Annotated in this window: 15 protein-coding genes; 4 read left to right on the top strand and 11 right to left on the bottom strand. The window is 64.1% G+C overall.

All coding sequences use genetic code 11. The annotated features are described in order from the left end of the window. Positions 1–131: 131 nt before the first annotated feature. On the bottom strand, positions 132–1,709 hold the full coding sequence (locus tag IYX23_RS16350; RefSeq protein ID WP_196394046.1) for a 2-isopropylmalate synthase: 1,578 nt from the start codon (positions 1,707–1,709) through the stop codon (positions 132–134). A gap of 445 nt (positions 1,710–2,154) precedes the next feature. Between IYX23_RS16350 and IYX23_RS16345 the strand changes: the two genes are divergently transcribed. Further along, a complete protein-coding gene (locus IYX23_RS16345) occupies positions 2,155–2,676 on the top strand; it encodes a GNAT family N-acetyltransferase (protein ID WP_026222669.1) in 522 nt (173 codons plus the stop codon). A 154-nt stretch (positions 2,677–2,830) separates the two neighbouring features. Next, positions 2,831–3,364 (top strand): inorganic diphosphatase, encoded by a 534-nt coding sequence (ppa, locus tag IYX23_RS16340; protein ID WP_196394045.1) that lies wholly within the window; start codon positions 2,831–2,833, stop codon positions 3,362–3,364. A 2-nt stretch (positions 3,365–3,366) separates the two neighbouring features. On the opposite strand, the gene IYX23_RS16335 is transcribed toward ppa, so the two are convergent. From IYX23_RS16335 to IYX23_RS16300, 8 genes are all read right to left on the bottom strand, one after another. Next, entirely contained in the window at positions 3,367–3,729 is a 363-nt protein-coding gene (locus IYX23_RS16335) for a DUF1636 domain-containing protein (RefSeq protein WP_196394044.1), read from the bottom strand. Between the two features lie 75 nt (positions 3,730–3,804). Next, positions 3,805–4,281 carry a hypothetical protein gene (locus tag IYX23_RS16330; protein ID WP_196394043.1) on the bottom strand — a complete coding sequence of 159 codons (477 nt, stop codon included), beginning with the start codon at positions 4,279–4,281 and terminating at the stop codon, positions 3,805–3,807. A 210-nt stretch (positions 4,282–4,491) separates the two neighbouring features. Beyond that, entirely contained in the window at positions 4,492–4,785 is a 294-nt protein-coding gene (locus IYX23_RS16325) for a YARHG domain-containing protein (RefSeq protein WP_196394042.1), read from the bottom strand. 50 nt (positions 4,786–4,835) lie between these two features. Continuing rightward, positions 4,836–5,621: a M15 family metallopeptidase gene (locus IYX23_RS16320; protein WP_348643675.1), complete on the bottom strand. Its 786-nt coding sequence runs from the start codon at positions 5,619–5,621 to the stop codon at positions 4,836–4,838. 336 nt (positions 5,622–5,957) lie between these two features. After that, positions 5,958–6,767 (bottom strand): Crp/Fnr family transcriptional regulator, encoded by an 810-nt coding sequence (locus IYX23_RS16315; protein WP_246716895.1) that lies wholly within the window; start codon positions 6,765–6,767, stop codon positions 5,958–5,960. A 179-nt stretch (positions 6,768–6,946) separates the two neighbouring features. After that, on the bottom strand, positions 6,947–7,615 hold the full coding sequence (gene metW / locus IYX23_RS16310) for a methionine biosynthesis protein MetW (protein ID WP_196394040.1): 669 nt from the start codon (positions 7,613–7,615) through the stop codon (positions 6,947–6,949). Next, positions 7,612–8,784 (bottom strand): homoserine O-acetyltransferase, encoded by a 1,173-nt coding sequence (locus IYX23_RS16305; RefSeq protein ID WP_196394321.1) that lies wholly within the window; start codon positions 8,782–8,784, stop codon positions 7,612–7,614. The genes metW and IYX23_RS16305 overlap by 4 nt, the downstream gene beginning before the upstream one ends. A 445-nt stretch (positions 8,785–9,229) precedes the next feature. Next, positions 9,230–10,048: an alpha/beta fold hydrolase gene (locus tag IYX23_RS16300; protein ID WP_196394039.1), complete on the bottom strand. Its 819-nt coding sequence runs from the start codon at positions 10,046–10,048 to the stop codon at positions 9,230–9,232. 137 nt (positions 10,049–10,185) lie between these two features. Here IYX23_RS16300 and IYX23_RS16295 point away from each other — a divergent pair, with 137 nt between their 5' ends. Beyond that, positions 10,186–11,388, top strand: a complete 1,203-nt coding sequence (locus tag IYX23_RS16295; RefSeq protein ID WP_196394038.1) for a glycosyltransferase family 4 protein — start codon at positions 10,186–10,188, stop codon at positions 11,386–11,388. 72 nt (positions 11,389–11,460) lie between these two features. Here IYX23_RS16295 and IYX23_RS16290 read toward each other — a convergent pair whose 3' ends face one another. Together IYX23_RS16290 and IYX23_RS16285 are read right to left on the bottom strand one after the other, a co-directional pair. Further along, a complete protein-coding gene (locus IYX23_RS16290; RefSeq protein WP_196394037.1) occupies positions 11,461–11,760 on the bottom strand; it encodes a type II toxin-antitoxin system RelE/ParE family toxin in 300 nt (99 codons plus the stop codon). After that, positions 11,757–12,020: a type II toxin-antitoxin system ParD family antitoxin gene (locus IYX23_RS16285; protein WP_123174377.1), complete on the bottom strand. Its 264-nt coding sequence runs from the start codon at positions 12,018–12,020 to the stop codon at positions 11,757–11,759. Before IYX23_RS16285 ends, IYX23_RS16290 begins: the two co-directional genes overlap by 4 nt. A 255-nt stretch (positions 12,021–12,275) precedes the next feature. Between IYX23_RS16285 and IYX23_RS16280 the strand changes: the two genes are divergently transcribed. Then, positions 12,276–14,132, top strand: a complete 1,857-nt coding sequence (locus IYX23_RS16280; RefSeq protein ID WP_196394036.1) for a cation:proton antiporter — start codon at positions 12,276–12,278, stop codon at positions 14,130–14,132. The last annotated feature ends 2 nt before the right edge of the window (positions 14,133–14,134 follow it).

Genomic DNA, 14,134 nt, shown 5'->3' with positions numbered 1-14,134 from the left:
GCCGGCGTTATGCGTCACCAAACATCACGGGTTGGCTGCGCGTCGAATTTCAAGGACGGCCGATTGGCGCCGCGAGCAGGATCGTCAAATCCGCTCGCGGCCGCCGTATGCGTCAGGCGTCGCCGCGCCGCCTATATCGCCTGCATGGCCTCGGGCTTGCCGCGTGCGCGCTTCGCCATCAGCCGGTTGAGCGCCGAGACATAGGCGCGCGCCGAAGCGACGAGAGTGTCGGGATCGGCGCCGCGGCCGGTCACCGACTTGCCGTTTTCGGAGAGGCGCACGGAGACCTCCGCCTGCGCGTCGGTGCCCTCAGTCACGGCGTGGACCTGGAACAGTTCCAGTGTTGCGTCATGCGGCGCGAGCGCCTTGATGGCGTTGAAGATGGCGTCGACAGGACCGTTGCCGGTCGCCTGATGCGTCAGCTTCTGTCCGTCGACGTCGAGCGTGAGCGCCGCCGATTGCGGGCCATGTGTGCCGGCCATCACCATCAAGGCCTCGACCTTGATGTGATCATGAGCGTTGACGATCTCGTCGTCGACGAGCGCCACCAGATCTTCGTCGTAAACGAATTTCTTGCGGTCGGCCAAATCCTTGAAGCGGTTGAAGGCGTCCAGCAGCGCGTTCTCGCCGAGGTCATAGCCGAGCTCCTTCAGCTTTTCGCGGAAGGCGTGGCGGCCCGAATGCTTGCCCATCACGAGCGAGGTCTTGGAGACCCCGACGCTCTCCGGCGTCATGATCTCATAGGTGTGCGCATTTTTGAGCATGCCGTCCTGATGGATGCCGCTTTCATGCGCGAAAGCGTTCCGCCCGACGATCGCCTTGTTGTATTGCACCGGAAAGGACGTGACCGCCGAGACCAGCTTCGAGGCGCGGGTTAAGAGCCTGGCGTCGATGTCGGTGAAGAAGGGCAGCGCGTCGGCGCGCGTCTTCATCGACATCACGACTTCTTCGAGCGCCGCATTGCCGGCGCGCTCGCCGATGCCGTTGATGGTGCATTCCACCTGCCGCGCGCCGCCGCGCACCCCCGCGAGCGAATTGGCGACGGCCAGTCCCAAATCGTCGTGACAATGGACCGAGAAGATCGCCTTGTCGGAATTGGGCACCCGCTCGCGCACCGTGCGGAACAGCTGCTCATATTCCGTGGGCGTGATGTAGCCGACAGTGTCGGGAATGTTGATGGTGGTTGCGCCAGCCTTGATCGCAGCCTCCACGCAGCGGCAGAGAAAATCGAGCTCCGTGCGGGTGCCGTCCTCCGCCGACCATTCGACGTCGGCGACATGATTGCGCGCGCGCGTCACCGAGGCGGAGACCATCTCCAAAACGCGCTCCGGCTCCAGCTGGAGCTTGTATTTCATATGCACCGGCGAGGTGGAGATGAAGGTGTGGATGCGCGGGCGCTTCGCCTCCCGCAGCGCTTCGGCGCAGCGGTCGATGTCCTTCTCGGAAGCGCGCGCCAGTCCGGCGACGGAGGCGTTCTTGACGCGCCGCGCCACTTCGCTGACGCTCTCGAAATCGCCGGGACTGGCGATCGGGAAGCCGGCCTCGATAATATCGACGCCCAATTGGTCGAGGAGATCGGCGACCTCGAGCTTCTCTTCCAAGGTCATCGAGGCGCCGGGCGATTGCTCGCCGTCGCGCAGAGTGGTGTCGAAAATCAGGACGCGCGCGTCATTATCTGCGACGGCGCCGGGCTGTGACGTGTTGCTCATCGGTTTTGAAATCCTGCTGTGCCGCGCCCGCTGAGGGGCTCTTGTCGTCTGACTGCATGACATGTCCCCTGAAGGCCTGGGCGCGAGCCCGTCGGGCGCTCAGGGGCGACTAAGAAGCAGCAGGCCGAAAAGCGGCAGGGAACGCGGCCGCGCGAATCCGTGTGCGCGCGCGGGCGTCACAGGGTCATTCGCAAAGGCGGTTGCGTGGGGCAACGATCTCGTCCCGTTCCGGCGGCGTTAGCCGCAATCGCCGGAAGAATAGCGCAAGAAGGCCCCGCGCCGCAAGCGCCGCGTCGCCGCGCGCCATCTCGCGCGACTCGCGAGCGTCATAAAGTGAAACAGGCAATGACGCCAAACGCCTAAGCGTCCGGGCGAGGAGAATTTTTGCGGCTGAAACGCTTATGGCTCTTGCCGAAACGAACCGATGGGACCTAACATCAAAGGCATGGTCAAAACCGCATTCTCCATCCGTCATGCACGTCCCGGAGACGCAGAGCAGATCACGCGCGTTCACGACGCCTCGTGGCGCTACGCCTATCGCGGCGTCATACCCGGCGCCGAGCTTGAGCGGATGATCGCTCGCCGCGGTCCCAACTGGTGGCATTCGGCCATCGTGCGCGGCACCGGTCTTCTCGTTCTCGACTTCGATGATGCTATCGTCGGCTACTCGACCTATGGGCGAAACCGCGTGCCGTCGATGCCCTATTCCGGCGAGATCTTTGAGATCTATTTGGCGCCTGAGCAGCAGGGGCTTGGCTTGGGTCGCCGGCTGTTCAACGCCACCCGGCGCGAACTCGCCGAGCACGGCTATCTCTCCACCATCGTCTGGGCGCTCGCCGACAATGAGAAGGCGCTCGCCTTTTATCGCAGCCTCGGCGGACAGACCGTCCGCCGCGCGGAGGAGCGGTTCGGCGCGGACATGCTGACGCGCGTCGCTTTCGGCTTCGTTTCCGCCCCGGTGCGGTAAATCATATTTGGCGACATAAACGCGAAGCAATGTGAGGATACAGACCGCGCAGCGCCGCGATCCTCGCTAGGTTTGTTGCGCGACCTTCCTCAACACAACCCACTACTGCGCCGGCCGTTCAGGCTGCGCCATCTATCGCAATCGGAGCACTTGAATGCGTCTCGACGCCATTCCCATCGGCGCGAACCCGCCGCACGAAGTCAATGTAATCGTCGAGGTGCCGCTTGGCGGCGAGCCGATCAAATATGAGCTCGACAAGGCTTCCGGCACGCTCTTCGTCGATCGCTTCCTCTATACGGCGATGCGCTACCCCGGCAATTACGGCTTCATTCCGCATACGCTTTCCGATGACGGCGATCCCTGCGACGTGCTCGTCGCCAACACCCGTCCCGTGGCGCCGGGCGCGGTTATCGCGGTCAGGCCGATCGGCGTGCTGCGCATGACGGATGAGGCTGGCGGCGATGAAAAGATCGTCGCGGTGCCGTCGGCGCGGCTCACGCAACGCTATGTCGACGTCGAGAATTACACCGACCTTCAGGAAATGACCTGGCGCCGGATCGAGCACTTCTTCGTGCATTATAAGGATCTCGAGCCCGGCAAATGGGCGAAGGTCGCTGGCTGGGGCGACGCCGCCGAGGCGCGCGCGCTGATCAGCGAGGCGATCGAACGGGCGCGAGCGGCGAAATAAGCTTAACGAAGCGGCGGCGTGCGCGACACCACGCCCTTCTTGAAGCACGCCGGTCTGTCCTTCCAGGCGACGATGCCATTATCCGTCGCGGCGAAGCTTTGCGCCGAATCGATCAGCTCGTCGACATGGACGCCGCCGTCGAGATCGCCGATCACATAAGTCCATTTGCCGCCGCCGGCGAAGGCGACCGTCGCCGGGCGCTTGCACACCGCGAGGCATTCCACCGGCTCGACGGCGATATCGAGATTGCGCTCGTTCAGCCGCGTGCGCAGCGCCTCCAGCAAAAGCGCGCCGGGACGCATGTCGGCGTCGCCGCCGTGGCGGCAGGAGACGCAAACAAAAACCGTGACGCCCGGCGCAGCCATTTAGAACTCCTGTCTATGGACGCGCCTTCTCGGCCAAAGTCGCGCCAAAGACAAGGGCGTGCGGCGGCGCAGCTTTTAGGGATTGAAGGCGCAGCGCGCGCCGCCGCCACCCTTTTCCGCCACCTCGTCGGCGTCAACGATGCAGTCGAGCCCGGTGATCGACGCGTGGGTTGTGCCCGCCGCGCCTTCCAACACAACGCCGTTCTCGATCAAGGTCGCATAGAGTTCATGCGCCTTCCGGCCCTGCAATTCGATCTTCTTTGCGCCGAAGGTCAGTTCGCAGGCGCGGGAGGTGATGTCCACGTTGCCGGCGCGGCAGTCGATCGCGTCGGCCTTGACCGCAATGCGCAGATCCTTGGCGTGCGGCGCGTCCGCCTTCCCGCTGAAGAACGCCGCAAGAAGCTTTTTATTGGGCGCGCTCGTCTGGGGCGCCAATTCGCCGACGATCGCCGCGAGCGCGAGCGCATTCGAGCCGTTGCTCGCCCCCGCTTGAGCGGCCGCGGGCGCGATGATGGACAAGAAAAGCAGCCCAATTGATTTATTGGCGATCATGGCGATTCCCCGACAAATGCATCTGCGCAATTGACCAAGAGCCGACGCCGAATTTGCGACGCAGGCGCGTTCAGTCGACGGCGACGAACATATCCGCCATTTCCGCGACCGTGAATGCGCGTCTGAAAATTAGAGGCGCAGGCGGACCGTCTACGCTCGATTATGTGGCGGCTCTTGTTGAACTGCGAATTTTTTGCCCGCACATGGGGCTCAGCAGCCCTTACGGCGCTCCCACATTTGAAGCTGATTGACGCGGCTTTTCTCCCAACCGCTCAGCCGCCCGTAAGGTGGAAAACAGCCGGCTCCGAAGGCGGCCCGCCCTCGGTCTGTATTGAAGCAATGGCCGTTACGCGCGTAAATCCGGTTGCGCGCGTACCAGAGTTCCTCGCAAGACATGTAAGCCGGATCCTGCGCCGCCGCCGGGGTCGGCGCGACGACCCCCATCGATCCCGCGCCTATCACGCCGATAAGGCTAAGCGCCGCGAAAATCTTCTGTATTCTCATCGGAAGTCCCCTCCTCGAATTGATGTTACGTACGATCCGCGCAGTTCTTTTCAATCACCGTGTTGTTTTTTCTCTTCGCCGCCTAGCGGCGTGTCGAAAAATTCGGGCCGGTATTCGAAATGCATCGTGTCAAAATGCCCCCATTTGCCGCCCCAGATGAACCCATGGCGTTCGAAAATCTCCACGATTTCGTAAGGAATCCGATTGCGGTAACCGCCTTTGCGCCAGAGCCAATAATCAGAGAAGGCGGTGTTGAGATCAATCGCCGCACCATAGGCGTGCATGCTGCGTTTGCCCGTGTCCTTCACAACGCGGCAATTGAAGGCGCCGGCGCTCGGATAAGCATGACGCTTAATGTCCTGTGGCAGACGATCGATTTCCGTGGCGATCGCGCGCAGCTTTTCGGCGACGCCATTGATCTTGGTGACTCTCACCTTGCCAGTGAACCAGGGAATATCGGTCAAATGCTTCTGCGTTTCGCCCTTGTCGCAATCCCCATACATTTTGTCGAAGAAGGCGGCGTTGCGGAAGCGTCCCGGATCGTCCTGCGGTCCGGGAGGCTGCGTCAGCGCGCCCTTAGGATAGGGAAGGCTCAACTGATCTAGGAGAGAGGCGTTTTTCAGTTTCTCGTCGAAGCTCTTGTCGGTCCTGCCGTCAGAGAGATTTTGTCTTGTTCCGTCGCGGAATATGATCCCGGCGTCGTCGCGACCGGCGATTTGATCTGGATAGGCGTGCGTCAACGCGTCGGGCGAAATTGCCTGCCCGCGAGCGGCGACGGAAAAGAAAAGCATCTCGACGCCCGCGAGGAGCAAGCCGATCTTTAGGGCGCGGCTCACGAAAAAAGTGGAATCCGAGTTTGCGCGTCGAGCGCGCTCTAAGCTTTTGGAAGCGATCACGCTATTTGCATTTTGGCGATTCCGCCAAAATGCAGCGTCATCTAGAATCGGCGCTGTCTTTTCATTCTTGCTGCCGTGAGAAGCCATTGCGCGCCGCCAATATTTCGCCAACGCCATAATTTCCGACGCTTTCTTCGCGCCCGACGGCGAGAGGCCAAAGCATCTCCGCTATGTGTACGCTTCTACCGCCTCCGGCAAAGCCGGGGAACTCCCTTACGGCTTATAGCGCGCCTCGCGCGAAAAAGCCGGACTTCACTTTAATTCGCGAGCCGATCTCTAAGCGGCGTCGCACTGCGTCTCGATCTTGCGTCGTCCCAAAGACAGGCGTGGCCGACCCAGCCGGTCGCACTGGTCGGCGAGTTGCGAGACGCTTTCGACATGCACGTTGCGCGTCTCCGTGCGGACGCCATGGGCGCGGAGTTTGGCGAAGGCGCGCGATAGTGTCTCCTGCTTAACGCCGAGCCGCGCGGCGATCAGGCGCTTGTCATAGGGCAGGCGGAAGCGGCACCGGTCTTCGCCCGGCGGGCAGAGGCCGAGTAGGAAACTGGCCAGGCGCTGATCGGCGTTCTGGCTCTTGAGCGACTCGATCTCGCCGAGGAGACGCGCGATGCTCTCCTTGGAGTTTTGCATCACCGCGGCGCAGAGCGACGGCGACTCCTTGACGAGCCGAGCGAACAGCGCCGCCGGCAGCTTGAGCACGTGGGTCGCGCCGACCGCCTTGGCGGAGAGCGTGTGACTCTCATCGGCGTCGGTCGGGGCCTCGCCGATGATTTCGCCGTCCGAGCAAATGCCGATGAGCGTTTGGCGTCCCGAGGATGAAATGCGCAGCAGCTTCACATAGCCGCTCAAGACGAATGCGAGGTCCGTGACCACAGCGCCTTGATGGAAAAGCACATCGCCGTCCTGGAGGGCCTCGATACTGGCGTCCGCCGACAGACGCGACAATGTCGCTTCGTCGACCCCCGCGAAGAGCGGCGCGCTGCGCAGTTCCCCAGGTCCTGCCGGCTGCGGCGCACAGGGACCGGCGCGTCTCTTTTGCGAGGCGCTGTCATAGCTTCGCACGGCGGGGCCGGTGTCGACTGTCAAGCTCGCGCCTCCTCCGAAGCGCACGGAATTACGCGCGTCATCCAAGGGATGACGACGCATGAAGCGGAGGCGCCGCCGCTCCCTCCCGCGCATAATTCTCTTAATGCCGCCAAGGGGAAGGCTAACGCGAACCGTCAACCCGCGAAAGGCGACGCACGCGGGACAAACCGTCGCACGCGTCAGCGTCGTTGGTCGCCACGCTCCAGCAGAAACACAGCCTGTTCGCCGAAGAGATTCCAAACCCACCAAGGCGCGCTGAAGCGGATCGGCGCGCCGGCGCGATCAAAGGCGACGCCGCGCTCGATGTGCGCGCCGAGTTCGTCGACGATCTCGACGAAGTCACGGATGGTGCAAAGATGAATGTTCGGCGTGTCATGCCAGTGATAGTCGAGTCTGCCGGTGACAGGCATGCGGCCGCCAAAGACGAGCTGCGCGCGCACGCGCCAATAGCCGAAGTTGGGAAATGAGATGATGGCGCGCCGACCGATGCGCAGCATATTGGCGAGCGCCGCGCGCGGACGACGGGTCGCCTGCAGCGTCTGGGAAAGAATCACATAGTCGAATCCGTCGTCCGGATAATCGGAGAGGTCGGTGTCGGCGTCGCCTTGAATGACGGAGAGTCCTTTCGCCACGCATTCGTTGACGCCGCGCTGCGAGAGTTCGACGCCGCGGCCGTCGACGCCCTTCTTCTGCGCCAGGAGCTGCAGCAAGGCGCCGTCGCCGCAGCCGACGTCGAGAACGCGCGCGCCGGGCGCGACCATCTCGGCGATGACGGCGAGATCGAGACGCGATTGCTCGAGCGGCTGCGCGGGCCGCTGAGGCGCGTCGGCCGCAGGCGTGTAGTTCATTTCGAGGTTCCGTCAGGCGCGAGCCCACGTGCGTTTGCGGCGGAATCGAGAAAGCCGCGCGTCGTCGCGATGAACATCGGCTCGTGCAGCAGGAACGCGTCATGCCCCTTGTCGGATTCGATTTCGACGAAGGACACCGAGGCGCCCCCGGCGTTGAGCGCGTGAACGATGGCGCGCGAGTCCGATGTGGGATAGAGCCAGTCCGACGTGAAGGAGACGACGCAAAAGCGCGTCTTCGTGTCCTTGAAGGCCATGGCCAGCGAACCGCCATAGTCGGCGGCAAGATCAAAATAGTCGCAGGCGCGGGTGACAAAGAGATAGGAATTGGCGTCGAAGCGCTCGACGAAGGCGAGGCCCTGGTAGCGCAGGTAGTTCTCGACCTGAAAATCCGCGTCGAAGGAGAAGGTCGGCGCGCTGCGGTCCTGCAGCTTGCGGCCGAACTTACGCTGCAGCGCCGCTTCCGAGAGATAGGTGATATGCGCCGACATGCGCGCCACCGCGAGTCCCTTCTCGGGCCGCACGCCCTGCTCCTGATAGCGCCCCGAGCGCCAGTCCGGATCGGCCATCACCGCCTGTCGGCCGACTTCGTGAAAGGCGATGTTCTGCGCCGAATGCTTGGCGGCGGTGGCGATCGGCATGGCCGAAAAGACCCGCTCCGGATAGCTCGCCGCCCATTGCAGCACCTGCATGCCGCCCATCGAGCCGCCGGCGACGCAAAACAGCGTCTCGATGCCAAGATGATCGATGAGCATCGCCTGCGCGCGCACCATGTCGCGGATGGTGACGACCGGGAAGTCGACGCCATAGGGCTTGCCGGTCGTTGGATTGATCGACGCCGGGCCGGTCGTGCCCATGCAGCCGCCGACGACATTCGAGCAGATCAGGAAATAGCGATCGGTGTCGAAGGGCTTGCCGGGGCCGACCATCGCCTCCCACCAGCCGGGCTTGCCGGTGACGGGATTTACGCCCGCGGCATATTGGTCGCCGGTGAGCGCATGGCACAGCAGAATGGCGTTGCTGCGCGCGGCGTTGAGCGTTCCACGGGTCTCGTAAGCGATGGCGAGCGGCGCGATCCGGCCGCCGCCGTCGGTCAACAGCGGTCGGTCGGGCTGAAAGACGACGGTTTTCGGCGCGAAGCCCTCGCTGCAGGCCGGCCGCGCTTCTGACAATACGGACAAGCGATCATCCTAGCGTTCGATATGCCGAACAATTCGTTCGGCAACATCGATGGGGCCGGCGGAGGTGTCAAGCGCCGCGCGGCGGCGCACAATGTTTCGAATCCAGATTAACGAGACGTCATCTAGCCGCGTCATGGCCGCGCTTCATGTCCGCGCGTGTCGCGGTCCTCCACGCGATGACCGATCCAATGTGACAACATGAGCCTAACATGCCGTCTCCGCGCGATGCGTTTTCGCAATGTCCCGGCGTGGCTGGCCGGGACAAGCCCGGCCATGACGGCTGAAGTGAGCTGAAATCAACCCGAGTTCGAAGCCTGCGGGAGCGCCGGACGGCGCGCGGCCTTCGCTCGTGCGGGCGCGGATTGGATCGCCCTCGAATTGGCGACGCCGCCCAAGAAAGTTAGCAACAAGCGCCCTTGCGTGGTAGCCGCCCCCCTTAATCAAACAGCGTCGGCGGCGGCTCGCCCGGCGGCGGGGCGCTCATCGTCTCCACGGCGGCGGCGAGCTGCGCGAGATCTTCGGGGCGGGACAGCCGATGATCGCCGTCGGCGATAAAGGTCAGCGTGACGGGATCGGCGTTCAGATGTTCGACGATCGTCAGCGCATGCCGCCAGGGCACGGCGTCATCGCGCATGCCCTGCAGAATATGCACGCGCGCATAAGCGCGCATGAGGCCGCCGAGCAGCAGATGATGGCGTCCCTCTTCGATCAGCCGCCGCGTGACCGGCCCGTGATCCGGCTCCTTGGCGGGCAGGACGCCCTTTTCCATGAGTTCGCGGCGGGTCGCTTCGTCGAAGCCTTCCCACATCAGCGCCTCGGTGAAGTCCACCGCCGGCGCGAGGAGGATGAGTCCGGCGAGCCTTGCGCTCTCGCCTTTTTCCGCCAGCCGCCGCGCCAGAAGCAGCGCGATCCAGCCCCCCATCGAACTGCCAATGACGATCTGCGGCCCTTGCGTCGAGCGCTCGAAAACGGCGAGACTCTGCTCCAGCCAGTCGCCGATGCAGCCCTCCTCGAAACGTCCCGCCGAGCGGCCGTGGCCCGAATAGTCGAAGCGCAGAAAAGCGCGCCCGCGCGCTTTTGCCCATGCGTCGAGGGCGCTCGCCTTGGTTCCGTCCATATCGGAGGCGAAGCCTCCAAGCCAGACGAGGCCCGGCGCGTTTCCAGCCTCGGCCGTCGCGGCGCGCCATCGCCGGGCGATGCGCCAGACGCCGCCCGCAGGATTGGGAATGTCGAGGAAGTCGAGCGTGTCCGACAAGCAGGTTCACTCAGGTTCACTTGGGATCGAAGAGGCGACGCGATTGAAAATAGGCGGTTCGCTCATAGTTGGTAAAGGATCTCGCAACAGAATGCCGCAGCCGGACGATTCTGTCCGGGGCGCGCGTTAGCCCAGCGATGTCGCAACAAACCGCCACGATCGCCGCGCCCGGCCAGCGACTCGCCGGACGAACGATCCTGCAGATTGTGCCCGATCTCCAGTCGGGCGGGGCGGAGCGCGCGACGGTGGACGTGGCCGAGGCGCTCAGCCGGGTCGGCGCCCGCTGTCTTGTGGCGTCACGCGGCGGCCGCATGGTCAGCGAGTTGCAGTCGAAAGGCGGCGTCTGGGCGCCGTTTCCGGCGGCGACGAAAAATCCCTTCGCGATGGCGCTGAATTCGGTCCGGCTTGCGCGAATCATCCGCGACGAAGGCGTCGACATCGTGCATGCGCGCTCGCGCGCGCCCGCCTGGGTCGCCTATTATGCGACGCGTCAGACCGGCGCGAAGCTCGTCACCACCTATCACAGCGCCTATAGCGGCGCGTCGGCGATCAAGCAGCGCTACAACGCCATCATGTCGGCGGGCGACGCGGTGATCGCCATTTCCGAATTCGCCGCCCAGCGCATCCGGGAATTGCATCCGGAAAGCGCGGAGCGGATTGTGGTCATCCCGCGCGGCGCGGATCTGCGCGCCTTCTCGCCCGCCGCCGTCGACCGGCGCCGCGTCGAACGCCTGCGCGGGGCGTGGGGCGTCGCGGCGCATGATCGCGTCGTGCTGCTGCCGTCGCGGCTTTCCGCGCGCAAAGGCCATTCGGTTTTGGTCGAGGCGACCAAGCGGCTGATCAAGGAAGGAATCTGCGATCTGCGCGTCATTTTCGTCGGCGACGCCCACAGCGATTCCACGCGCCGCGCCCTCGAAACGCAGATCGAGCACGCCGGCCTGAGCGACGTCGTTCGCAACGCCGGCTACTGCGAGGACATGCCCGCCGCCTATATGGCCGCGGCCGTCATTGTCGCGCCGGCGACGGAGCCGGAGGCGTTCGGGCGGATCGCCGTCGAAGCGCAGGCGATGGGGGCGCCGGTGATCATCTCCGATATCGGCGCCGCGCCGGAGATCGTCCTGGCGCCGCCGCAGACCCCGCGCCACCTTGCGACAGGTTGGCGGACGCCGCCCGGCGATCCGGTCGCCTTGGCCGACGCCATCGCAGAGGCGCTGAGCCTGCAGGCCTCGGCGCATGACGACCTGGCGCTGCGGGCGCGCCAAAACGTGCAGGAGCGTTTTTCGGTCGAGGAGATGCAGCGCGCCACGCTGCAGGTCTATGAGCGTCTGCTCGGGCTCTAGCCGAAGTCACCGTTCGCGCTGACGGGAAACTCACAACGCCAAAAACGGCGATCCCTGAGTTGCGACCGCCAATCACCCCTCAGGGAACAGCAACGGTTCATAGTTCATGGCTCCATGCAGCACATGGACCACATCAACGGTTTCAATTCCGACCCGATAGAAAATGAGATAATTGCCGTGGACGCGACGGCGGATCCCGGCGTGTTCATAGCGCGCCACGAGCGGAAATCGTTGCGACATGTCGCCCAGTCGCTCGCACGCCTCCTGGAGCTCCCGCGCGAATGTCACGGCCCTCTCGGGGCTTTCTTGCGCAATATGATCGCCGATCGATTCAAGATCGGCTTCGGCCTCCTGGGTGATGACAACAATCATCGGCGCCGGGCTTGCGCCTTGGCTTTGAACTTAGCCTCCAAGCGATCGAACACCGCCTTCGCGGGCTTGGCGCGTCCGGCGTCCGCGTCGGCGATGCCCCTCGCAATCGAGGCGTCCAGGGCGGCAAGACGGGCCTCGCGCTCCTGAATGAGGCGAACCCCCTCGCGCAAGACCTCGCTCTTTGAGTTGTAGCGGCCCGACGCCACCAGCTTGGCGACGAAGGCCTCGAGCTGGCTCCCCAAATCTGCGCTGATGGCCATCACGAGTCTCCTTATAGTTAACATGTCACGGACCAATAACTATTATCAAGGGTTCCGACGCTGCGGGCGCGAGACAGCCGCCGAATCGGATAGTGTTCGGCCGTCAATCGGACTGATCTCGCGAGCAGCTATGGTCGCGCCAGTCGGGCTTCCCCCCAAGCTCGCCGGCGGCGCGACTCTTGCTGTCTTCATCGCCAATCGCCGCGTGACCCATTTATTCTTCGCGAAGGACCAGCGCGCGAGCAACGAGGCGGCATGACGAGCTCCATCCATCTTGAATCCTATCGCGAAGCGCTGGTCTTTCTCGCCACGGCGGGGGTCGTCGTCCCGCTGTTTCATCGCATCAAGGTTTCGCCGGTGCTGGGCTTTCTCTTCGCCGGCGTCGTGCTTGGGCCGTTCGGTCTCGGCCGACTGGCGGGCGACCATGAATGGGCGCGCAATTTCACCATCACCAATGTCGAGGGCGTCTCCAATCTCGCTGAATTCGGGCTGGTCTTCCTGCTGTTCATGATCGGCCTGGAGCTGTCCTGGGAGCGTCTTGCCCGCATGCGACGGCTCGTCTTTGGACTCGGGCTCGCTCAGCTGGTGGTGTGTGCAAGCGTTCTCGCGGCTGTGGGCTTCTATTATTTCCGCGTCGAACTCGGCCCCTCGATGTTGATGGGCATCGCCCTCGCCATGTCGTCGACCGCCGTCGTCCTGCCGGTGCTCGCCGAGGCGCGGCGCTTAAACAAGACGTCCGGCCGCGTCGCGTTCTCGGTGCTGTTGTTTCAGGACCTTGCCGTTGCGCCGGCTCTTTTCCTGGTTTCCGCGCTCGCCGAAGCCAAGAACGGCGGCTTCACGGGCGAACAGGCGGCGTGGGCGTTTGGGCGCGCCTTCCTCGCCATGGGCGCGCTGATCTTCATCGGACGGCTGCTGCTGCGTCCGCTGTTTCGGATGGTCGCGGCTGTGCAGCTGACCGAATTGTTCATGGCCGCCTGCCTTCTCGTCGTCATCGGCGAGGCGGCGCTTTCAGCGGCCGCCGGATTCTCCATGGGCCTTGGCGCCTTTATCGCCGGGCTGCTGCTGGCGGAGACGGAGTTCAGGCGCGAGGTCGAGGTGACGATCGAGCCGTTCAAGGGCCTGTTGCTCGGGCTCTTCTTCGTTTCCGTCGGCGCCGGTCTCGACATGGGCGCCGTCGCCGCGGATCCCGTTCCGATCTTCATATACGCCGCCGGGCTGATCGCGGTTAAGGGCGCGATCATCTTCGTTCTCGCGCGGCTCTTTGGCGTCGAATGGCGCCCTTCAGCCGAGGCGTCGCTGCTGCTGGCGCCGGGCGGCGAATTCGCCTTCGCGCTGCTGACCTCGGCGATGGCCGTCGGCGTGCTTCCGGGTCACTATGGCGCCGACGCGATGATCGTCGTCACGATCAGCATTTTCGCCATTCCCCTTCTTGGCCGGATCGGGGCCGCTCTCGTCCCGCCGACGACAGAAGCGGAAGACGAACAGCTTTATGCGGATCTCGCGCCGACGGCTGAAATCGCCGGGGACCGCGTCGTGATCGTCGGCTATGGCAGAATCGGCAGCCTTGTCGGCGAAATGCTGAAGCGCCATGACATCCCGTTCGTCGCCGTCGAAAACGTCGTGTCGCTGGTGACCGCGGGGCGCGAGGACGGCGTCGAAATCTACTGGGGCAACGCCACACGGCGCGAGTTCCTGATGCGTTGCGGCGTGGCGCAGGCCCGCGCGCTCGTCGTGACGATCGAAAATGTTCACGCCGCCGGAGAGATCGTCCGTCTCGCGCATGAACTGCGCGGCGATCTCACCATCGTCGCGCGGGCGCGCGACGCCGACCACGCCACCGAACTCTACAAGCTTGGCGCAACCGACGCGATTCCCGAAACGGTGGAAGCCAGCCTGCAGCTCGCCGAAACCGTGCTCGTCGATATCGGCGTGCCGATGGGCTTCGTCATCGCCTCGATCCATGAGAAACGCGACGAGTTTCGCAAGCTGTTGCAGCCGTCCGACGACAAGACGCGCGCGCGGCATGCCGAGCGCAATCGAAAGATCAGGCGCGAGCATACGCGCCGGCGCATATCGGGACGCGCGGCGGAAGAAAGCGGGGAGGAGGCGTAGCG

Origin of the sequence: Methylocystis sp. L43 (genome assembly GCF_015709525.1) — a bacterium.
Taxonomy (GTDB): Bacteria; Pseudomonadota; Alphaproteobacteria; order Rhizobiales; family Beijerinckiaceae; genus Methylocystis.
This window is presented reverse-complemented; position numbering and strand designations above follow the sequence as displayed.

Coding starts and splice junctions, on each gene's coding strand:
- IYX23_RS16350 (WP_196394046.1), bottom strand. CDS start 1,709: ATGAGCAACACGTCACAGCCCGGCGCCGTCGCAGATAATGACGCGCGC.
- IYX23_RS16345 (WP_026222669.1), top strand. CDS start 2,155: ATGGTCAAAACCGCATTCTCCATCCGTCATGCACGTCCCGGAGACGCA.
- ppa (WP_196394045.1), top strand. CDS start 2,831: ATGCGTCTCGACGCCATTCCCATCGGCGCGAACCCGCCGCACGAAGTC.
- IYX23_RS16335 (WP_196394044.1), bottom strand. CDS start 3,729: ATGGCTGCGCCGGGCGTCACGGTTTTTGTTTGCGTCTCCTGCCGCCAC.
- IYX23_RS16330 (WP_196394043.1), bottom strand. CDS start 4,281: ATGATCGCCAATAAATCAATTGGGCTGCTTTTCTTGTCCATCATCGCG.
- IYX23_RS16325 (WP_196394042.1), bottom strand. CDS start 4,785: ATGAGAATACAGAAGATTTTCGCGGCGCTTAGCCTTATCGGCGTGATA.
- metW (WP_196394040.1), bottom strand. CDS start 7,615: ATGAACTACACGCCTGCGGCCGACGCGCCTCAGCGGCCCGCGCAGCCG.
- IYX23_RS16295 (WP_196394038.1), top strand. CDS start 10,186: ATGTCGCAACAAACCGCCACGATCGCCGCGCCCGGCCAGCGACTCGCC.
- IYX23_RS16290 (WP_196394037.1), bottom strand. CDS start 11,760: ATGATTGTTGTCATCACCCAGGAGGCCGAAGCCGATCTTGAATCGATC.
- IYX23_RS16285 (WP_123174377.1), bottom strand. CDS start 12,020: ATGGCCATCAGCGCAGATTTGGGGAGCCAGCTCGAGGCCTTCGTCGCC.
- IYX23_RS16280 (WP_196394036.1), top strand. CDS start 12,276: ATGACGAGCTCCATCCATCTTGAATCCTATCGCGAAGCGCTGGTCTTT.